The 21,937-nt window shown below is 31.4% G+C and carries 19 protein-coding genes, 4 tRNA genes and 1 pseudogene; all 24 read left to right on the forward strand.

Annotated elements, in window-relative coordinates; genetic code table 11:
* Positions 1–35 precede the first annotated feature (35 nt).
* Positions 36–119, forward strand: a tRNA-Leu gene (locus KQI30_RS09015).
* A gap of 33 nt (positions 120–152) precedes the next feature.
* Positions 153–226, forward strand: a tRNA-Gly gene (locus KQI30_RS09020).
* A 38-nt stretch (positions 227–264) separates the two neighbouring features.
* Positions 265–338: transfer RNA gene (locus KQI30_RS09025), tRNA-Gly, on the forward strand.
* Positions 339–379: 41 nt separating this feature from the next.
* Positions 380–456, forward strand: a tRNA-Arg gene (locus KQI30_RS09030).
* Between the two features lie 187 nt (positions 457–643).
* Positions 644–1,309 carry a leucine-rich repeat domain-containing protein gene (locus KQI30_RS09035; RefSeq protein ID WP_216462975.1) on the forward strand — a complete coding sequence of 222 codons (666 nt, stop codon included), beginning with the start codon at positions 644–646 and terminating at the stop codon, positions 1,307–1,309.
* Between the two features lie 306 nt (positions 1,310–1,615).
* Positions 1,616–2,533 (forward strand): annotated as a pseudogene (pyrB, locus tag KQI30_RS09040) (aspartate carbamoyltransferase); the annotation flags it as partial.
* A gap of 45 nt (positions 2,534–2,578) precedes the next feature.
* A complete protein-coding gene (locus KQI30_RS17350) occupies positions 2,579–2,713 on the forward strand; it encodes a hypothetical protein (RefSeq protein ID WP_294357966.1) in 135 nt (44 codons plus the stop codon).
* A 160-nt stretch (positions 2,714–2,873) separates the two neighbouring features.
* Positions 2,874–4,061 (forward strand): dihydroorotase, encoded by a 1,188-nt coding sequence (locus tag KQI30_RS09045; RefSeq protein ID WP_216462977.1) that lies wholly within the window; start codon positions 2,874–2,876, stop codon positions 4,059–4,061.
* Between the two features lie 18 nt (positions 4,062–4,079).
* Positions 4,080–4,943, forward strand: coding sequence for an orotidine-5'-phosphate decarboxylase (gene pyrF / locus KQI30_RS09050; RefSeq protein ID WP_216462978.1), 864 nt, complete (start codon positions 4,080–4,082; stop codon positions 4,941–4,943).
* Positions 4,943–5,674 (forward strand): dihydroorotate dehydrogenase electron transfer subunit, encoded by a 732-nt coding sequence (locus KQI30_RS09055; protein ID WP_216462979.1) that lies wholly within the window; start codon positions 4,943–4,945, stop codon positions 5,672–5,674. The genes pyrF and KQI30_RS09055 overlap by 1 nt, the downstream gene beginning before the upstream one ends.
* Position 5,675: 1 nt before the next feature.
* The gene (locus KQI30_RS09060) at positions 5,676–6,575 is read left to right on the forward strand and encodes a dihydroorotate dehydrogenase (protein ID WP_216462980.1); all 900 of its coding nucleotides are present in this window, start codon (positions 5,676–5,678) and stop codon (positions 6,573–6,575) included.
* Positions 6,576–6,598: 23 nt separating this feature from the next.
* Positions 6,599–7,174, forward strand: a complete 576-nt coding sequence (pyrE, locus tag KQI30_RS09065; protein WP_216462981.1) for an orotate phosphoribosyltransferase — start codon at positions 6,599–6,601, stop codon at positions 7,172–7,174.
* A gap of 206 nt (positions 7,175–7,380) precedes the next feature.
* A complete protein-coding gene (gene carA, locus KQI30_RS09070; protein WP_216462982.1) occupies positions 7,381–8,445 on the forward strand; it encodes a glutamine-hydrolyzing carbamoyl-phosphate synthase small subunit in 1,065 nt (354 codons plus the stop codon).
* A 19-nt stretch (positions 8,446–8,464) separates the two neighbouring features.
* Positions 8,465–11,656 carry a carbamoyl-phosphate synthase (glutamine-hydrolyzing) large subunit gene (gene carB, locus KQI30_RS09075; RefSeq protein WP_216462983.1) on the forward strand — a complete coding sequence of 1,064 codons (3,192 nt, stop codon included), beginning with the start codon at positions 8,465–8,467 and terminating at the stop codon, positions 11,654–11,656.
* A gap of 230 nt (positions 11,657–11,886) precedes the next feature.
* Positions 11,887–12,687 (forward strand): hypothetical protein, encoded by an 801-nt coding sequence (locus KQI30_RS09080; RefSeq protein ID WP_216462984.1) that lies wholly within the window; start codon positions 11,887–11,889, stop codon positions 12,685–12,687.
* Positions 12,688–12,691: 4 nt separating this feature from the next.
* Positions 12,692–13,501 (forward strand): sugar phosphate isomerase/epimerase family protein, encoded by an 810-nt coding sequence (locus KQI30_RS09085; RefSeq protein ID WP_216462985.1) that lies wholly within the window; start codon positions 12,692–12,694, stop codon positions 13,499–13,501.
* Positions 13,502–13,577: 76 nt separating this feature from the next.
* Positions 13,578–14,864, forward strand: a complete 1,287-nt coding sequence (tig, locus tag KQI30_RS09090; RefSeq protein ID WP_216462986.1) for a trigger factor — start codon at positions 13,578–13,580, stop codon at positions 14,862–14,864.
* Between the two features lie 158 nt (positions 14,865–15,022).
* Positions 15,023–15,601, forward strand: a complete 579-nt coding sequence (gene clpP / locus KQI30_RS09095; protein ID WP_044039035.1) for an ATP-dependent Clp endopeptidase proteolytic subunit ClpP — start codon at positions 15,023–15,025, stop codon at positions 15,599–15,601.
* Between the two features lie 20 nt (positions 15,602–15,621).
* Positions 15,622–16,899 (forward strand): ATP-dependent Clp protease ATP-binding subunit ClpX, encoded by a 1,278-nt coding sequence (gene clpX, locus KQI30_RS09100; RefSeq protein WP_216462987.1) that lies wholly within the window; start codon positions 15,622–15,624, stop codon positions 16,897–16,899.
* Positions 16,900–17,089: 190 nt separating this feature from the next.
* On the forward strand, positions 17,090–19,408 hold the full coding sequence (gene lon / locus KQI30_RS09105) for an endopeptidase La (protein WP_216462988.1): 2,319 nt from the start codon (positions 17,090–17,092) through the stop codon (positions 19,406–19,408).
* Between the two features lie 2 nt (positions 19,409–19,410).
* Positions 19,411–20,001, forward strand: a complete 591-nt coding sequence (yihA, locus tag KQI30_RS09110) for a ribosome biogenesis GTP-binding protein YihA/YsxC (protein WP_216462989.1) — start codon at positions 19,411–19,413, stop codon at positions 19,999–20,001.
* Positions 20,002–20,571: 570 nt separating this feature from the next.
* The gene (locus KQI30_RS09115; protein ID WP_216462990.1) at positions 20,572–20,712 is read left to right on the forward strand and encodes a hypothetical protein; all 141 of its coding nucleotides are present in this window, start codon (positions 20,572–20,574) and stop codon (positions 20,710–20,712) included.
* A 205-nt stretch (positions 20,713–20,917) separates the two neighbouring features.
* Positions 20,918–21,127, forward strand: coding sequence for a hypothetical protein (locus tag KQI30_RS09120; RefSeq protein WP_216462991.1), 210 nt, complete (start codon positions 20,918–20,920; stop codon positions 21,125–21,127).
* A gap of 44 nt (positions 21,128–21,171) precedes the next feature.
* Positions 21,172–21,918 (forward strand): hypothetical protein, encoded by a 747-nt coding sequence (locus tag KQI30_RS09125; protein WP_216462992.1) that lies wholly within the window; start codon positions 21,172–21,174, stop codon positions 21,916–21,918.
* The last annotated feature ends 19 nt before the right edge of the window (positions 21,919–21,937 follow it).

Consider the following 21,937-nt stretch of genomic DNA (forward strand, 5'->3'; position numbering starts at 1 on the left):
TCCGGGGTTCGATTCCCCGGTGAGCCACCAAATAAGCAGGTGTGGCGGAATTGGCAGACGCACTAGACTTAGGATCTAGCGCCTTTGGCGTGGGGGTTCGACTCCCTTCACCTGCACCATTTATGGTTAAAAAGAAATAAAAAATACATTATGCGGGCATTGCATAGTGGTAGTGCTTCAGCCTTCCAAGCTGATAGTGCGGGTTCGATTCCCGCTGCCCGCTCCATTTTAAGTTTTTTATTTCTTTAGTATAATATGCACTGTGCGGGCATTGCATAGTGGTAGTGCTTCAGCCTTCCAAGCTGATAGTGCGGGTTCGATTCCCGCTGCCCGCTCCAATTTTAACTTAAAAATAGGAAACAAAAAACTATGGGCATTAGCGCTCATAGCTCAGTCGGATAGAGCGTCAGACTCCGGATCTGAAGGTCGTGGGTTCAACTCCCGCTGAGCGCACCAAATAAGGCATTACGTAAAATTAACATAAATCACTAACTTTAGACCTTGAGTTCCCCTCAAGGTTTTTTTTATTTATATTTGTAATTGTTTTCGAAGATAAGAATATAAATATAATAAATCAATAAAAAAGTCACCTTTAAGAGAGTAGTACATATTATATTAGTAAAACAATAATGGGGGGACTCGTATGCTTGAACTTTTTGATAAAACTGACACATATCTTATAGAAGGAGTAAGGTTTAAAAGTTACCATTTATATAAGACGGTTTTAAAAGCAATGAAAGAAAATAATCAGAGTTTAAATAGATTAGAAAAGTTATATTTATATAATGTAAAAATTGATGATTTTTATGAAGTATTAAAGATTCCAAATTTGAAAGCTTTAAGAATGAGAAAATGTAATATAAAAAATATAGACTTCTTATCATTGATGACAAATTTAACTTATTTAGATTTGGGGGAGAATAGTATAGATGATTTAAGGCCTATAGAAAACTTATCTAAATTAGAAAGATTATTTTTAGATGATAATAATATAAAAGATATTAATCCGCTAAAATCATTAAAAGAGTTATATGACTTAGATTTATCGATGAATTTTCTTAAGGGTGAAATCGATTTAAAAATGTTTAGTAATATAGAGTTTTTGAATCTTAGTGACAATCAAATATCTAAATTAACAGGATTTGATAAGCTGTACTATATAGATGAATTAGATATATCTAATAACTTTTTAGAAGATATATTGTTTTTAAAAGATATACCATCAATTACTTACTTATGTCTTTCTAGTAATCCTATTAGTGATTATTCTACTTTAGATAATCTGGAAGTTTATGATTTAGAAGTCTAATTTATTATGGGCTGTAGTTACTTACATTTATTAATAGTTTTAAAATATATCTAAATATAATTAATTTATACATTATTGACAAAGCAGCTTCAGTGTGTTAGTATTTCTTTAATAAATAGAATAGACCTTTAAAGCTAGTCCAGAGAGGCTAGAAAGGGTAGGTAAATAGCAATAAATATGCATTTTTTTGCATACAATTTTAACAGGATAACTATGCCTTCCCTTAGGGAAGGCTTTTTTTATTACCAAAGATATTAATAAAGTATTACTTTTATTGAGAAAAGGTGTCTCAAAAGGAGGAACATTATGTTAAAAGGTAAAGATTTAATTGATCCAAAAGACCTTTCACTAGAAGAATATGAAGAGATATTTAAGTTAGCGGAAGATATGATGGAGAATCGTGAAAAGTATTCAGAGATAGCAAAAGGAAAAATTCTAGCGACGTTATTCTTTGAACCAAGTACTAGAACGAGATTATCTTTTGAAAGTGCTATGCTTAGATTAGGGGGAGGCATTTTAGGATTTTCAGAGGCAGCATCATCATCAGCATCTAAAGGAGAAAGTCTTGGAGATACTATAAAAGTAGTATCTGCTTATGGAGATATTATAGCAATGAGACATCCTAAGGAAGGAGCTGCTTATTTAGCATCAAAGTTTTCAAGATCTCCAGTAATAAATGCTGGTGATGGAGGACACCAACATCCAACTCAAACTTTAACAGATTTACTTACAATAAGAAGAAAATTAGGAAGACTTAAAAATTTAAGAATAGGCTTTTGTGGTGATCTTAAGTTTGGAAGAACAGTTCATTCATTAATAAAAGCACTAGCGAGATATGAAGGTAATTCATTTGTTATGATATCTCCAAAGGAATTAGATATCCCAATGTACATAAAAGAAGAGTTAGACAGAATAGGTAATGTAGAATATATTGAAACAACATCTTTAGAAGAGTATATAGGAGATTTAGATATCCTTTATATGACTAGAATCCAAAGAGAGCGTTTTGTGGATAAAGATGAGTATGAAAGATTAAAAGATAGTTATATATTAACTGTAGATAAATTAGAAAATGCAAAAGATGATATGATAATATTACATCCTCTTCCAAGAGTAAATGAAATAGATTACCATGTTGATGAGGATAAAAGAGCAGCATATTTTGATCAAGCAGAGTATGGAATATATGCAAGAATGGCATTAATAGCTCTTATATTAGGAGTCGCTTCAGATAATGGAGCTAGATGTGAAAAAAGCGATAAAAAAGTAATAGTTAATAAAGAAGTAAAATGTAACAATGAAAATTGTATAACAAATGCTGAAACACAACCGTTTAAAAGAATTTATAAAATTGAAGGAGAAGAGTTTTATAGATGTGGATATTGTGATAAGGCAATATTATAACAATTCAAGCAATTCACAATTCAGATAATTCACAATAAAAACAGTGCACAGTGAAGGAAGAAATTCCAGTGGAATTTCTCTAAAATAGATTTTTCTGTAGGAAAAATTACGAAAACTGTGAACTGATAATTGTGCACTGTGCACTGAAAAAGGAGGATTTATGGATTTATTAATTAAGAATGTAAAGATAGTGGATTACAGTGGGGATTTTTATGGTGATGTTTACATAAAAGACGGTAAGATAAGTGAGATTGGATTAGATATAGAGAAATCTTGTGATGTCATAGATGGAAATGGAAAGACTTTAATGCCTGCTTTTGTGGATTTACATTGTCACTTTAGGGATCCTGGTCTTACTCATAAGGAGGATATTGAGACAGGTAGTAGAGCTGCGGTTAAAGGGGGATATACTACTGTAAATTTAATGGGCAATACTAAGCCAACTGCATCTACTATGGATGTTTATAACTATGTAGTTAATAAAGGAAAAGAAGTTGGGCTTTGTGATTTAAATCAATGTATAACAGTTACAGAGAATTTAGATGGAAAGACATTAAGCCACTTAGATAGTATAGAGCCTAAGGTTAAGTTTTTAACTGATGATGGTAGAGGGGTTCAAAATAATAAAGTCATGTATGAAGCTATGATAAAGGCAAAAGAAATTGGGGTTGGAATTATGTCTCATGCTGAGGATGATGAGATATTACCAATAAGCCATACTTTAGCTGAAAATCTTATGACAATAAGAGATATAGAACTTGCTAAATACACAGGAGCACATTTGCATTTATGTCATGTATCTACAAAGGAAGCGTTAGATTATATAATGAATGCAAAGGATGAAGGTTACGACAATATTACCTGTGAGGTTACACCTCATCATATAGCTTTAAATGATGAAATAAAATATAGAGTAAATCCTCCTCTTAGAAGCGAAGAAGATAGAATGATGGTTATTGAAGCTATTAAAATGGGATATATTGATGGAATAGGAACAGATCATGCACCTCATACGGCAGAAGATAAGGCTAATGGTGCACCGGGAATTTCCGGTATAGAGGTAGCTTTCTCAATGTGTTATAGTGCTTTAGTAAAAGCAGGGCATATAAATCTTAGTGAGCTTTCAGAACTTATGTCAAAGAAGCCATCGGAGCTGATGAAAATTAATAAAGGAGCTATAAAACCAGGATTTGATGGTGATGTAGTTCTTATTGATGAAGATAAGGAAATTACTATAGATAGTTCAAAATTTGAATCAAAAGGTAAAAATACACCTCTTAATGGAATGAAATATTTTGGTGAAGTACTAATGACAGTTAAGGGTGGAAAAATAGTATATAAAAAATAAACTAGTGAGGTATTTATTATGATAATTGATAAATTATATAAAAGAGTTGAAGAATTAGGTCATGTTTGTTTAGGATTAGATACAGATTTAAGTTATATACCAGAAGATATTATAAATGAATCTTCAAGTAATAGAGAAGCTATTGTTAAGTTCAATAAAGGAATAATAGATGCAACATTAGATGTAGTATCAACATATAAGGTGCAAATAGCTTACTATGAAGCTTTAGGAATAGAAGGATTACTTGCTTATAAGGATACTTTAGAGTATTTAAGAGAAAAGGATGCAATAATCATAGCAGATATAAAAAGAGGAGATATAGCTAAAACTGCAGAAATGTATGCAAAGGCACATTTTACAGGAGATTTTGAAGCTGACTTTATTACATTAAATCCATATATGGGAATGGATACAATAGAGCCATTTATGGAATACCTAGAAAAGTATGATAAAGGAATCTTCACATTAGTAAGAACATCAAATCCAGGAGCTAAGGATGTTGAGTATATAGAAACATCTAGTGGAGAAAAAGTTTATGAAGAAGTTGGAGCAATGGTTCAAGAATTAGGTAAGAGAGTAACTGGTACTTGTGGATATTCTTCAATCGGTGCTGTTATGGGATGTACTCATGTTGATGAAGCTGTAAAGATGAGAGAAGCATTAGGAAATACTTTCTTCTTAATACCAGGGTATGGAGCACAAGGAGGAACTGCTAAAGAAGTTGCTTTATATCTAAAGAATGGAAATGGTGGAGTAGTAAATTCATCAAGAGGAATTTTACTAGCATATAGAAAAGATAAATATAAAGGAATGTCATATGCAGAAGCTGCAAGAGCAGAATCTATTGCAATGAGAGATGATATTCTAGGGTGGTGTAAGTAATGGATACGGGGTATTATGAAATATTAGAAAATAGTAAAGTAGCTGAAGGAATATTTAAAATGGTGGTTAAAGGGGATTTTAACTGCAAAGCTGGTCAGTTTTATATGTTAAAGAAAGAAGGGGCTTCTGTATTATTACCAAGGGCTATATCAATTAATGATGTTTCAGAAGAAGGAATAACTTTTCTTTATCATGTAGCTGGAAAGGGAACAGAAGAATTCTCACATATGAGACCAGAAGATAAAATACAGCTAACAGGACCTCTTGGTAACGGATTTAACTTAGAAGAGTTAAAGGGAAAGAAAGTAGGAATTGTAACAGGGGGAATAGGTATAGCACCAATGGTGTATGTATCTAAAAAAATAGAAGGGGCAGCAAAGGTAGATTTCTTTGCTGGCTTCAGAGATGAAGTTTATTATATAGATGAAGTAAAAAAATACGTAGACGAAGTTAAAGTATCTACAGAATCAGGATCACAAGGACATAAAGGATTTGTAACAGAAATATTTAATCCAGAAGATTATGATGTTATTCTTTGTTGTGGACCAGAGGTAATGATGAGAGCTGTAATGGCTATTTGTAAGGAGAAAAACACAAAGATATATGTATCATTAGAAAATAAGATGGCTTGTGGTATTGGCGGATGTTTAGTATGTACTTGTAAGACTAAAGATGGAAACAAAAGAACTTGTAAAGATGGTCCAGTATTCCTTGGGGAGGAGCTAGTGTAGTATGATGAATGTTAACATAAATGGAGTAGAATTTAAAAATCCTATAATAGCTGCATCAGGTACTTTTGGATTTGGAGAAGAATTTAGCAATTTCTATGATGTAGGAAAGCTAGGGGGAATTTCTTCAAAAGGATTAACTATAAATCCTAAAGCAGGAAATGACGGATTAAGAATGTGGGAAACACCAAGTGGTATGATGAACTCAGTAGGACTTCAAAACCCAGGGGTAGAGGCATTTATTGAAAGAGAGTTACCACATATGAAGAGTTATGGCAATGTTGTTATTGCTAATCTTGGTGGTGGAACTATTGATGATTATATAAGAGGTACTGAATCATTAACAAAAACTGATGTTGATATAATAGAATTAAACATATCATGCCCTAATGTAAAGCATGGAGGTATGGCATTTGGTACTAAGAGTGATGTAGCCTATGAAGTAGTTAAAGCTGTTAAGGAGGTTTGCACAAAGCCATTAATGGTTAAATTATCACCAAATGCTGAAAATATTCAAGATATGGCGATAAAGTGTGTGGAAGCTGGGGCTGATTCATTATCTTTGGTAAATACATTTAAAGCAATGGCTATAGATATATATAAGAAAAAACCAGTATTTAATAATGTGACAGCAGGGCTTTCAGGTCCAGCAATAAAGCCAATAGCTCTTAGAATGGTTCATGAAGTGTGTAATGTTGTTGATGTTCCAGTAGTAGGTCTTGGTGGAATAAGCAACTGGATGGATGTAATAGAATTTATAATGGCAGGGGCAACTGCTGTGCAAATAGGTACTGCTAACTTCTTGAAGCCAGATATTGCTTTAGATATAATTAAAGGTGTAGAAGATTACATGGAAAATCAGGGAATAAATGATTTAAGTGAAATCAGAGGAATAATTAAATAATTTATATAATGGAGGATTTTAAAATGGAAAACAAACAAGTTATCGAGACATTAAAGGAAGTTGATGCATTATTAGAAGGACATTTCTTATTATCATCAGGAAAGCATTCTAATAGATATTGCCAATGTGCAAAGTTATTACAATATCCTGATAAGGCAGCACCAGTAGTTAAGGTTATAGCTGATAAAATAAAGGATATTGATTTTGATATAGTTGTTGGTCCAGCAATGGGTGGTGTTGTTGTTGCTTATGAACTTGCAAGACAAGTAGGAAAACCAGGTATATTTGCTGAAAGAGTAGATGGAGTAATGACTATAAGAAGAGGATTTGAAATAACTAAAGGAATGAAATGTATAATTTCTGAAGATGTTGTTACTACAGGAAAGTCTTTTAAAGAAGTTGCTAAAGTTTTAGAAGAATTAGGAGCAGAAGTTGTAGGTGTAACTTGTATCGTAGATAGAAGAGTACCGAATGCTGAAATACCATATCCATTATATAGTGCAGTACAATTAGAAGTTGAAACTTATGATAAAGATGAATGTCCACTTTGCAAAGCAGGGGTTGAATATGTAAAGCCAGGTAGTAGAAATATTAAATAAAGTTTACAAAAATTAGGTTGACACAAGCGCTTTAAGGTGATAAGATATAATAAAATTTGCTTACCTTTAAGTACAGTCCAGAGAGGCTGAGAAGGTATTTGGGAAATACGGTAAACAATATAGACCTTCTGCGGCGCAGGAGGTCTTTTTATAAGCTGTATAAATATTCCAAATACTCTAGAAATTCGATTTAAGAGGTGGATTAAATGAATGGAATATTATATTTAGAAGACGGAAGAAAATATGAAGGAACTGCTTTTGGAACAGTAGGAACCTTTGTAGGAGAAATAGTCTTTAATACATCCATGACAGGATATCAGGAAATTCTTACAGACCCTTCATACGCGGGACAAATAATAACAATGACTTATCCTTTGATAGGTAACTATGGGGTTTCATCATTATTTCAAGAAAGTAGAGGAATTTTTGCAAAGGGATTTGTAGTAAAAAGCCTTTGTACGGATCCATCAAATTGGACTAATGAAAAAGATTTAGATCAATATCTAAAAGAGCAAGGAGTAATAGGTCTTTCTGGAATTGATACAAGAAGTATTACAAGAGAGATAAGAGATAAAGGTGCTATGAAGGCACTTATTACTTCAGAAAATTTAACTGACGAAGAATTAAAAGATATATTAGAGAATACTAAAATAGATACAAAAGTAGTAAAAGAAGTATCTAGAAAAGAAGTTGAATATATTTATGGACCAGGGAAAACCGTTGCAGTTTTAGATTATGGTATAAAGAATAATATATTAGAAAACCTTAAAGCAAGAGGATGCAACTTAAAAGTATATCCTTATAATACAAGTGCAGAAGAAATATTAAAAGATAATCCAGACGGAATATTCTTATCAAACGGACCAGGGGATCCAGAAGAAGTTCCAGAAGCTATCGAGACCGTTAAAAAGCTTATTGGAAAGAAGCCTATTTTTGGTATATGTTTAGGACATCAAATAATAGCATTAGCTATAGGAGCTGAAACATATAAGTTAAAGTATGGTCATAGAGGGGGTAACCATGGTGTATATGATATAGATAGAGATAGAGCTTATATAACATCACAAAATCATGGTTACGCAGTAAAAGATGAATCTCTTGAAGGTAAGGGTATGGTAATTACTCATAGAAATCTAAATGATAATACTGTAGAAGGAATGAGACATGAGACACTTCCTTTATTTTCAGTACAATTCCATCCAGAAGGTGCTCCAGGACCAGAAGATTCAGAGTATCTTTTTGACAAGTTTATAGCACTTATGAATGAATAGTTAGATAGGGAGGATTATTATGCCAAGAAATCAAGAACTTAAAAAGGTTTTAATTTTAGGATCAGGACCAATAATTATAGGGCAGGCTGCTGAGTTTGATTATTCAGGTACTCAAGCTTGTAAAGCGATAAAAGAAGAAGGGATTGAAACAATTTTAGTAAATTCAAATCCCGCTACAATAATGACAGATTCAAATACCGCAGATAAGGTTTATATAGAGCCATTAAAAGAAGATGTAATAGAAGAAATTATAAAAAAGGAAAAGCCAGATGGTATACTAGCAGGTTTCGGTGGGCAAACAGCATTAAATCTTGCAATGAACTTAAGAGATGATGGTATCTTAGATAAGTATTGTGTTAAGCTTTTAGGTACAAATGCAGATGCTATAAAGAAGGCTGAAGATAGAGAAGCTTTTAAGGAGCTTATGCTTGAAATTAATGAGCCAATTCCAGCAAGTATAATAGCTACACACTTAAAAGAGTGTGAAGAGTTTGTTGAAAAGACAGGTTTTCCAGTTATCATAAGACCAGCGTACACACTTGGTGGTACTGGTGGTGGTATAGCTAACAACATCACTGAGCTTAAGGAGATATGTACTAGGGGACTAAAAATGAGTCCTATAGGACAAATACTTTTAGAGCAATCAGTAGCAGGTTGGAAAGAAGTTGAGTATGAAGTTATAAGAGATGGAAAAGATAACTGTATTATAGTATGTAATATGGAAAACTTTGATCCAGTAGGAGTTCATACAGGAGATTCTATAGTTATAGCGCCTTCTCAAACATTAACAGATAAAGAATATCATATGCTTAGAAGTGCAGCTACTAAGATTATAAGAAACTTAAAGATAGAGGGTGGATGTAATATTCAATATGCATTAAACCCAAATAGTCAACAATATGTTGTAATTGAAGTTAATCCAAGAGTTTCACGTTCATCTGCTCTTGCATCTAAAGCAGCAGGATACCCAATAGCAAAAATAGCTGCTAAGATAGCAATTGGGTATTCATTAGATGAACTTAAAAACTATGTAACTAAAAACTCATCAGCTTGTTTTGAACCAGCTCTTGATTATGTTGTAGTTAAGATACCAAAATGGCCATTTGATAAGTTTGTAACAGCAGAAAGAAAGCTTGGAACACAAATGAAAGCTACTGGAGAAGTAATGAGTATTGACAGAAGCTTTGAAGCCGCACTTTTAAAAGGAATTACATCTCTTGAAGGTGGTCTTACAGCTATAAGACTTGAAAAGTTCATATATATGAGAAAAGATGAACTTATTGAAAAGATAAAAATGCAAGACGATGAAAGAATTTTTGCTATAGCACAAGCAATGAGACAAGGTGCCACTGTAGATGAAATTCATGAAATCACAAAGATTGATAAATGGTTTTTAAATGGACTTAAAAAGATAATTAAGATGGAAATGGCATTGAAAAATACTAATTTAGTAAAGAGACCTATAAGAGAAGCGAAAGAAATGGGCTTTACTAATAAAGAAATTGCTGCTTTAACAGAAAAATCAGAAGAAGAAATTGAAGAAATTTTAGAGAAAAATAATGTAAAGCCAGTATATAAAATAGTTGATACATGTGCAGGAGAATTTGAGGCAGCAACACCTTACTATTATTCTTGCTATGATTCAGAAGATGAAAATGAAGTTACTGATAATAAGAAGATTATTGTTATTGGATCTGGTCCAATAAGAATAGGTCAAGGAATTGAATTTGATTATTGTTGTGTTCATGGTGTTTGGGGTATAAGAGAAGCTGGATTTAAATCAATAATTATAAATAATAACCCTGAAACAGTAAGTACAGATTTTGATACTTCTGATAAATTATATTTTGAATCTTTATATATAGATAGTGTTCTAGATATAATAAATAAAGAAAAACCATATGGAGTTGTGGTACAATTTGGTGGTCAAACAGCAATAAATCTTGCAGAAAAATTAGATGCTAAAGGTATTAATATATTAGGAACAGGATTTAATGCTATAGATCTTGCTGAAGATAGAGAAAAGTTTGATGAATTCTTATCTGGTGTGGGAATAGAATCACCAAAAGGATATGCAGCAACATCAGTAGGAGAAGCTTATGATGCTGTTGATAAATTAGGATATCCAGTAGTAGTAAGACCATCATATGTTATTGGTGGTAGAGCAATGCAAGTTGTTTATGATAGACCAACACTTCAAAGATATATGAGTGAAGCTGTAACATTATCAACAGAACATCCAGTATTAATAGATAAATATATTCAAGGAACAGAAATAGAAGTGGATGCGCTTTGTGATGGAGATAATATATTAATTCCTGGAATAATGCAACATATTGAAAGAACAGGGGTGCATTCAGGGGATTCAATAACTGTTTATCCAGAATATAGTCTTCCAGATAATATTGTTGAAGATTTAGTAACTTATACAGAAAAGATTGCAAAAGGGTTAAATATAAGAGGACTAGTAAATATTCAATATGTATATGATGGAGAAAAAGTTTTAGTTATTGAAGTTAATCCAAGAGCATCAAGAACAGTACCAATATTATCTAAGGTTACAAATATTCCAATGGTTAAGGTAGCAGTTAAGATAATGCTTGGTATGAAACTTGCTGATATGGAATATGGCACTGGATTAAATAAAGAAGCTAAACTTCATGCTGTTAAAGTACCAGTATTCTCTAACGAAAAGTTAGTTAATGTTGACACTTACTTAGGACCTGAAATGAAGTCTACTGGGGAAGTTTTAGGTGTTGATAAAGATTTAGATGTAGCTTTATATAAAGGTTTTGTTGCAAGTAATATTAATATATGTACAGAAGGAAACTTATTTGTTTCTTTAAGAGATGTAGATAAAGAAGAAGGTATAGATCTAGTTAAAAAATATATGGAATTAGGATTTAAGGTTTATTCTAATGATGAGACATTAAATTACCTAAGAAACAAAGGTATTGAAGCAGATGAAATGTCATTAAGTGAAATTATTGATACAATACCTGAAGGAAATATAAGTATAATAATAAATACTCCAACAAAAGGAAACAATGTTGGAACAAAAGGATTTAAAATAAGAAGAAGAGCAGCAGAATATAAGATTCCTGTGTTTACTTGTATTGATACAGCAGAAAGTTATTTAAAAGCTATAAATGTTAAAAAAGTAGGAAAAAAAGTAGAATACAAGGCAATGAATGAGTATTTTGATAAATAATTTATTTAAAGGAGCTGTTGCACGAAAGTGTAGCAGCTTTTTTCATAGGATGTAACTATACATTGATGGAGGGATTTTCATCATAATTGTGAATTGAAAAATATATTAAAATACGATAGAGGCTTTAACTTTTATAAAAAAATATTGTATAATCATAAAATATAGTATCATTTATAATGATTTATAGTATAATTAAGATAATTAACAATAATACTGGGGGAGGAAATCCGATGGCGAAACCAAGTATATTTAGTAGCAATTATAGAAAAGAAGTAAAAAGAAAACGAAATAGGAGAATTGCCTTAATTATAATTATTATTTTAATAGTTACTGGTGGGGGATTGTTCATTATTAAAAAATCTGATATAAAATCTATGATGCAATCTTTTAAGTCGCATAAGAGTGAAGAAAAAGAAAGTAAGGAATCACCAAAAGACAATACAAAAGATGAAAAATCAGAAGAAAAAGATAAAGTTGAAGATAAGAAGGAAGAAAACAAAAAAATAGAAGCAACTCTTCCAAGTAATGAGCAGATAACATTAGAAATAGATAAAGATAATAAAATAGTATCAATAGAAAGTAATAATTCTAATTTAGAGAGTATACTTAATGAAAGTAGTAATAAAGCTGTTTTATATGATAAAAATGAGCAAACTATGGCTTTAGTTGATAACTTAGGAAATGTTTCAGATATAACATATAAACAATATAAATCAACAAGAGGAAGTATTACAACAAGAGAAAATATGCTTTCAGGTAATAGTGATTTCGATTGGACTAGAGACCCTAAATTTGCAGGTGATAATCTAATAATTTATTCTAGTGCTTTACCTTGGTTTAAAGATGAACTATATTTATGGAAGTATGATATAACTACAGGAGAACATAATACATTAAGTGTTCAAGGATCTTCATTATTTGGAGGCAGCAGTGTATCTATCGATGAATATGTAGAAGGAAAAGGTCTAAAAGTTATAGTAAATAATGTTACTTATTATGTAGATGATACAGGAATAGTTAGTGGAGAATAAGGTTATGAAAATAGGTATGTCTAGTGCATGTTTTTATCCAGATCTTTTATTAGAAGATCAGATAAGAAAAATAGCTAATTTATCTTTTGATGTATGTGAAGTGTTTATTAACACTTTGTCTGAGACCAAAGAGGATTTTGTAAAAAGATTAAATGAAATAGCAGTAGAGAACAATTTGCAAGTTAATTCTATTCATGGATTTTCTTCATGGTTTGAACCATATCTTTTTGATCCTTATAAAAGAAGAAGAGAAGATATGCTAGACTACTTTAAAAGCTTATGCAAAGCAAGTAAAATATTAGGTAGTAATATATATACATTTCATGGAATGAGGTTAACTGAATTTGAAAATCTCAATATGAGTTTGATAATGGATGTTATGAAGGAAATGTATTATATAGCAGGAGAAAATGATGTTAAAATTGCTATGGAAAATGTGTCTTGGGCAATGAGTAGTAAAACTTCATATTTAGAATATTTAATAGAAAATTCTAAAGTACCTATTTATTTTACTTTAGATGTAAAGCAGGCCTATAGAGCTAATATAAATCCTTTAGATTATATATCCATAATGAAAGATAGGATAATTAATCTCCATCTTAATGATAGAGATGAGGAAAATTCATGTCTTTTACCAGGAGTAGGAAAGGTAGACTTTCATGAAATACTTAAGGAATTAAAAAAAGTTGGATATAAAGGTAATGGGATTATAGAAGTTTATAATGAAAATTTTAAAACTGATGAAGAAGTAATAGCAAGTAAGAAATATATGGAGTCAATTGTTAAGATGGCTAATAGACGAGTTATAGAATAACTACGTTGTAATAGATAAAAAAACTATGTTATAATAATATGGTTAATAGGTAATTAGGTTTAGGAGGAAGAAAATAATGAAAACAACTTTGGAAAACATAGAAAAAAATATAGTAAAGGTAACGGTAACTGTAGAAGCAGAACAATTAGCTACAGCTGTTAACGAAGCTTATAAGAAAAATGTTAAGCAATTTAACATCCCAGGATTCAGAAAAGGAAAAGCTCCATTAATGATTATAAAGAAAATGTATGGAGAAGATATCTTCAATGGTGAAGCAGGAGAAATAGTTGTTAATAAGACTTTACATAACGCAGTAATAGAAAACAACTTAAAGGTTGTAGAAATTACAAATGTTAATATAGAACAATGTGAAACTGGTAAGGAATTCATATATACTGCAGAAATAGTTACATTACCAGAAGTAACTCTTGGTGAATACAAAGGTGTAGAAGTAGAAAAATCAGCAGTAGAAGTTACTGATGAAGAAGTAGAAGCTGATATAAATGCAATGAGAGAACAAAATGCTAGAATCGAAGTTAAAGAAGGAGAAATCGCTGATGGTGATATCGCAGTAATTGACTTCGAAGGATTTGTTGATGGTGTTGCTTTTGAAGGTGGAAAAGGAGAAGATTATTCACTAACAATAGGATCACATACTTTCATTGATACTTTTGAAGAACAATTAGTAGGATTAAAAGCTGGAGATTCAAAAGACGTTGTAGTTACTTTCCCAGAACAATATGGAAAAGAAGAATTAAACGGAAAAGAAGCAACTTTCAAAGTTGTAGTTAAAGAAGTAAAGGTTAAAGAATTACCAGAAGTAGATGATGAATTTGTAAAAGAAGTTTCTGAATTCAATACAGTTGCAGAATTAAAAGAAGATACAAAGAAGAAAATGTTAGAGTATAAAGAACATACTGCTAAGCACGAATTTGAAGAAAAAGTTTTATCAGCAGTAACTGAAAATGCAACAATTGATATTCCAGAAGTTATGATAGAAAAAGAAATCGATGCTATGGTTAGAGATTTAGAACAAAGATTAAAGTATCAAGGATTAGACATGGAAGGATACTTAAAGTACACTAACTCAACAATGGATAAAGTTAAAGATTACATGAAAGAAAGTGCTGAAAAGAGAGTTAGAACTGATTTAGTTATCGGTGAAATAGCAAAAGCAGAAGATATTAAAGTAACTGATGAAGAAATAAAAGAAAAAGCTACAGAACTTGCAAAACAATGGGGTGCAGGCGAAGTTGAAAAGAATGCTGAAATGCTAATGAACATGCAAAAACAATACTTAACAGTTGATATAATCAACAAAAAAGTAATTGACTTATTAGTATCAAATGCAAAAGCTGTTTAATTTTTTAATAAGTGATTAAAATAATACAATTTGTATAAAATATATAGTAGAGTTAAAATTGCTGGAGTTAATCTGGCAATTTTATTACCTATTTAAAAAATATATAGATTATTTTGACAATGTTGTTTAAAATATATATTAAGGAGGAGGGAAATATTATGAGTTTAGTTCCTATGGTAGTTGAGCAAACAAGTAGAGGCGAAAGATCTTATGATATATATTCTAGATTATTAAAGGATAGAATTATTTTCTTAGGTGAAGAGGTAAATGATGTATCTGCAAACTTGGTAATTGCTCAGTTATTATTTTTAGAAGCAGAGGATCCAGATAAGGATATATGCTTATATATTAACAGTCCTGGAGGATCAATAACAGCAGGTATGGGAATATATGATACTATGAATTATATAAAACCAGATGTATCAACTATTTGTGTTGGTATGGCTGCGTCTATGGGTGCATTTTTATTAGCAGCTGGTGCTAAAGGAAAAAGATTTGCATTGCCAAATAGTGAAATAATGATTCACCAACCATTAGGTGGTTTCCAAGGGCAGGCTACAGATATAGGCATTCATGCTGATAGAATATTAACTATAAAGAAAAACCTTAATAAAATATTAAGTGAAAGAACTGGTCAAAGTTTAGAAACAATAGAAAAAGATACAGAAAGAGATAACTTTATGAGTGCAATAGCGGCAAAGGAATATGGCCTTGTTGACGAAGTAATCTCAAGGTAATAACCTAGCGAGGTGTAGATATGGCTAAAGTTGACGAAAAGAAAAATTTAAAATGTTCCTTTTGTGGCAAAAATCAAGAGGCAGTAAGAAGATTAATCGCTGGACCAGGAGTTTATATTTGTGATGAATGTATAGAACTATGTTCAGAGATAATAAGTGATGAATTAGAAGATGCAACTACTTCAGCAGACTTATCTTCTCTTCCAAAGCCTGTAGAAATAAAAAGTTATTTAGATCAATATGTAATTGGTCAAGAAGAAGCTAAAAGATCTCTTGCAGTTGCAGTATATAATCACTATAAGAGAGTAAATTCAAATCTATCTACAGATGATGTAGAGTTACAAAAAAGTAACATATTGTTTTTAGGACCTACTGGAAGCGGTAAAACATATATGGCACAAACTCTTGCTAAGTTTTTAAATGTACCTTTTGCAATAGCTGATGCTACTACTCTTACTGAAGCAGGATACGTTGGAGAAGATGTTGAAAATATTCTTTTAAAACTTATTCAAAATGCTGATTATGATATAGAAAAAGCTGAAAAAGGTATCATATATATAGATGAGATAGATAAGATTGCTAGAAAGTCTGAAAATCCTTCAATAACACGTGACGTGTCTGGAGAAGGTGTACAACAGGCATTACTTAAGATATTAGAAGGTACTACAGCATCAGTACCACCACAAGGGGGAAGAAAACATCCTCATCAAGAATTTATACAAATAAATACAACTAATATATTATTTATTTGTAGTGGTGCTTTTGATGGTATAGAAAAAATAATAGAAAAGAGAAACAGTAAAAGTTCTTTAGGATTTGGTGCTGAAATAGCATCAAAAAAAGAAAAGGCTGTAGGAGAAGTTTTAAAAGATGTTATGCCAGGTGACTTACTTAAATTTGGTTTAATCCCAGAGTTTGTTGGAAGATTACCAATAGTGGTTACATTGGAATCATTAGATGAAAAAGCTTTAGTGAAAATACTTCATGAGCCTAAAAATGCTTTAGTTAAACAATATAAGAAGCTACTTAAAATGGATGATGTTGAATTAGAATTTAAGGAAGATGCATTATATGAAATAGCTAAAGAAGCAATTAGTAGAAATACTGGTGCTAGAGGGTTAAGAGCGATTATTGAAGATGTAATGAAAGAAATAATGTATGATATACCTTCAAGAGGAGATATAGCTAAGGTTGTAATTACAAAAGAAACAATAAAGAATAAAAAACCAGAGCTTATTTATAAAGATGGTACAGTTAAACTTAAAGAAGGCAATGGCGATGGTACAGAGACAGCATAATAAGTACTATAGATGATATAAATTTTATTAACACTGTGTATATAAATAAATACACAGTGTTATTTTGTTAAGTAGGATTTGAAATATTTTATATTTATATGTATAATTAATAACACTAATAATTATTAAAAATTTATTTAATTGTAAATTGTTTATTGAGCATAAGATTAATAAAGACAGGAGTGAGATTATGGAAAGAGAAAAGAGGGTTCTCCCTTTAATCCCACTAAGAGGTTTAACTATTTTTCCTAATATGGTTATTCACTTTGATGTAGGTAGAGAGAAATCAATTGCAGCACTAGAAAAAGCGATGGTGAATGGACAGTACATAGTTTTATGTACTCAAAAGGATGTTAGAACAGAAAATCCTAAAGCCGATGAAATTTATGAAGTAGGAACTCTTGCATCAATTAAGCAAATATTAAAACTACCAGGCGAAGCTGTTAGAGTTTTAGTTGAAGGTGAAAAGAGAGTTAATATTTTAGAATATAAACAAGATGATCCTTATATAAAAGTTGAAGTTGAAGTTGTTGAAGAAGATGAGTGTGAAATAACAGATGAACACGAAGCTTTAATGAGAATGGTTAAAGATCTTTTTTCACAATATGTTAAAGTAAGTGGTGTACTTCCACCAGAAGTCATTACAAATATTGAAGACATAATGGAACCAGGTAGATTAGGGGATGTTATTTCTTCTTATATATCTTTAAATGGAGAAAAGAAACAAGAGATTTTAGAAAGTATTGATGAAAAAGTAAGATTAGAAAAGATAATTGAAATCTTAAAGAAAGAAATAGATATAGTAAGATTAGAAAAGAAACTAAATCAAAAAGTTAAGAAGAATATAGATAAAGTCCAAAAAGAATACTACTTAAAAGAACAATTAAAAGTTATACAAGAAGAATTAGACGAAGATGATGAAGATAAGAAAGCTATAAAAGCATATAAAGCTAAGATTAATAAAGCAAAGATGCCTAAAGAAGTGAAAGAAAAGGCTTTAAGTGAAGTAAATAGATTGAAAACTGTCGGTGGATATTCATCTGAAGGCGGAGTTATAAAAAGTTACTTAGATTGGTTAGTAGAATTACCATGGTCTAAAGAAACAAAGGATATTTTAGATGTTAAAAAGGCTAAAGAAGTATTAGACAATGAGCATTATGGACTAAAAGATGTTAAAGAAAGAATTTTAGAATATATAGCAGTAAAGAGTATGTCTAAATCTTCAAAAGGACCTATTCTTTGTTTAGTTGGACCTCCAGGAGTTGGTAAGACATCTATTGCACGTTCTATTGCTAAGGCTGTTAATAGAAACTTTGTAAGAATGTCTTTAGGTGGAGTTAGTGACGAAGCAGATATAAGAGGACATAGAAAAACTTATATAGGAGCTATTCCAGGAAGAATTATATATGGTTTAAAACAAGCTGGAAGTAAAAATCCATTATTCTTATTAGATGAAATAGATAAGATTAGTAATAGCTATAAAGGAAATCCTGCAGATGCTTTATTAGAAGTATTAGATTCAGAGCAAAATTCAACTTTTAGAGATCATTATTTAGAAGTAGATTTTGATTTATCAAAAGTTATGTTTATAATAACAGCAAATACTTTAGAAACTATTCCAAGACCATTGTTAGATAGAATGGAAATAATCGAAGTATCAGGGTATACTACAGAGGAGAAGTTTAATATTGCTAAAAAGTATTTAGTTCCGAAGGAATTAAAAGAACATGATGTTGAAGGAAAGATATTATTTAGTGATAAGGCTTTATATAGCATAATTGAGAATTATACTAGAGAATCTGGAGTAAGAAGTTTAGAAAGAAAAATTGCCAGGGTAATAAGAAGAGCTATTAAGGAAATAGTTGAAGGTAAAAAGAAGAAGATAAATATAACTGTAAATCACATAAAGAAGTATTTAGGTGAAGAAATTTATAGAATAGATGAAGTTGATAATAAAGATAAAGTTGGAGTAGTCAATGGAATGGCTTGGACTGCATATGGTGGAGACACATTACCAGTAGAAGCTGTAGCAATGCCTGGAAATGGTAAATTGATTCTAACTGGTCAATTAGGAGATGTTATGCAAGAATCTGCAAAAGCAGCTTTCTCTTATGTAAGAGCAAATTGTGAAAAGTATGGAATAGATGTGGATTTCTATAAAAATAAAGATATACATATCCATGCACCGGAAGGGGCAGTTCCAAAAGATGGACCATCAGCAGGTGTTGCAATGATAACATCTATGGTATCAGCTCTTAGTGGAAAACTAGTAAGACACAATGTTGCAATGACTGGAGAAATAACACTTACAGGAAAAGTTTTACCTATAGGTGGACTAAAAGAAAAGACATTAGCATCATATAGAGCAGGAATAGATACTATCATTATTCCTAAAAAGAATGAAAAAGATTTAGATAAGATACCTAAAAATGTATTAAACAATATTAAGGTAATAGCAGCAGAAGAAATAAGTACAGTGCTGGAAAATGCAATTATTGGAGGAAAATAAATATGGAAATAAAAAAGGCAGAATTTGTTATTTCAGCAGTAAAACCAACAGGATACCCTGAGACAGATATGTCAGAAGTAGCTTTTGTTGGAAGATCAAATGTAGGAAAATCATCACTTATAAATACTATTACCAATAGAAGAAAATTAGTAAAAGTATCACAAACACCAGGAAAGACTAAGTTAGTTAACTTTTTCATAATAAATGATGCAATGCATTTTGTTGACTTACCAGGTTACGGTTATGCTAAAGTATCTAAGAAAGAAAGAGAAAGTTGGGGTAAAACTATAGAGATGTATCTTCACTATAGACCACAATTAAGTAAGGTAGTTCTTTTATTAGATTGTAGAAGAGTACCAAATGAAGATGATAAGTTAATGTATAAGTGGATACAACATTATAACTATGAACCAGTTATAGTAATGACTAAAATTGATAAGTTAAATAGATCAGAAATAGTAAAAGCAGAGAAAACAATAAGAGCTACATTAAATATTCCAAAGGAAATAAAAATATATAATTTTTCATCGCTAAAGAAGATAGGAAAAGAAGAACTTACTGATAAACTATTAGAAGATATAGCAGAGAAATAATAAATATAGAATTTATAAAGGAGATATCGCAATAACAAATGAAAAGTTGTTAGCGATATCTCTTTTTCAATTCAATCAATTTACAATTCACAATTTCAGGACTTAGATGGCACAAGGTGCAATTCAGTGCACAGTTTCGGTTGATTTTCCCTAAAGGGAAAAAATTTTAGTCCTTAGGGCGGCAAAGGACAATTGTGTTTAGTGGATATATAAAACTGTTGTACTTAAGTGTTGTTTTTCTATAAATCATGGGTTCTCCCTACAAGCTACATGAAGGAATATGATTTCGCTAAGAAACTATTAATTATTATCTATTGTGTATAAGAAATTAAAATTCTTGATTTATTTTGTGTGTCAAAGTGAAGTACTAATCATACTATATACTATAGATTTAAATAAAACAAAGTATCTTAGGGAGGTCAAATAACATGAATGGATTTGGAAATTGTGGCGGTAACTGTGGAGGTAACATTAACAACTCTTGGTGGTGGATCATTTGGATCCTATTAATATTCAGCTGTGGCGGATGTGGCAATGGCTTCGGTGGAGGAGGCAATAACAACATGGGATATGGTGGCGGATGCTGTAATTGTTGCTGCAGAAAGAGAAAACGTCATGACTGTTGCTGCTGCTGCAACAATGGCGGATATGGAAACGGATTTGGAGGATTCGGTGGTAATGGCTACTGGTGGTGGATCTGGATCCTATTAATATTCTTCTGTGGATTTGGTAATAACTGTGGAAACAATTGTGGAAACAGTTGTGCTCCTGTGGCTTATTACCCAGTATCTCCAGTATCAGATGATTGCTGCTGTTAAGATTAAATAGGAGGGAGATCCCTCCTATTGAACATAAAAGTGTTATCACTTTATGTAAACATTAAGAAGTAATGTAAATAACTTGGAGGTGACTTGTAATGGGTCTAGGATGTACAAATCAATGTTTTAACAGTAATATAGTATGCTTAAATGGAAGAAAGTACTATATAAATCCTTCATATCCTGTATATGTAGCTGCAAATAATTGCGGAGGAAATTGTGGAGGAAATTGTGGGTGTTGGGGACAAAACAATGGTAATTTTGATTTATTTGCTTTATTGCTATTGGGATTCCCTTTCTTTTTCTAATAAAAAATATGGGGGCTATGCCCCCAAAATTATAGAGGTGTAATATGGGAAGGCATAGAAGCAGACATAGTAGGTCAGGAAATGGACCAAATTTTATGGATTTTTTGGCTGGATTAAGTGGAAATGGTGGAAACTCAAATGGTAATAATATGGGAAATATTATGAATATGATGCAAGGGAATAACAATGGAAATGGTGATATGATGAATATGCTATCAACTATGATGGGACAACAAGGGAATAATGGTGGAGGTCCAAGTGACTTAATGAACATGTTCTCTAATGTTATGAATCAAAACCCAATGCAAAATTTATCTGGAGGAGCTAATCCACTTGCAGCGATGATGGGAGGAGGCAATCCACTTACAGCAATGATGGGAGGTGGTAATCCGCTTGCAGCGATGATGGGAGGCGGTAATCCATTGACATCAATAATGAGTGGGTTATTTAATAATAATCAACCACCGATGATGGGGCAAGGACCAATGCAACCAACGATGCAACAGCCAATGGGGCAACAAATGTATAGACAACATATACCAAATTATAGACAAAGACCAGTGAATAATGGAGCAAAAAGACCAGTGCAATCTATGGCAGATAATAAAAAGCAGAATAATAATGTTTCAGGAGAACCTGTGGTTGATAAATTTGAGGATGTAGAAATAAAGAATGTTAATAAGGGAGAAGATATTATATATTTATTAAAGATACTTTCAAGGTTTGTTACTCCTGATAGAGGTAGAGTTTTAAAAGAAATGATTTCATATTATGAAGAATGTAAAAAGTAATGTATAAAAATCTAAATAG

Source organism: Clostridium bornimense, from assembly GCF_018917145.1.
Lineage (GTDB): Bacteria > Bacillota > Clostridia > Clostridiales > Clostridiaceae > Clostridium_AN > Clostridium_AN bornimense_A.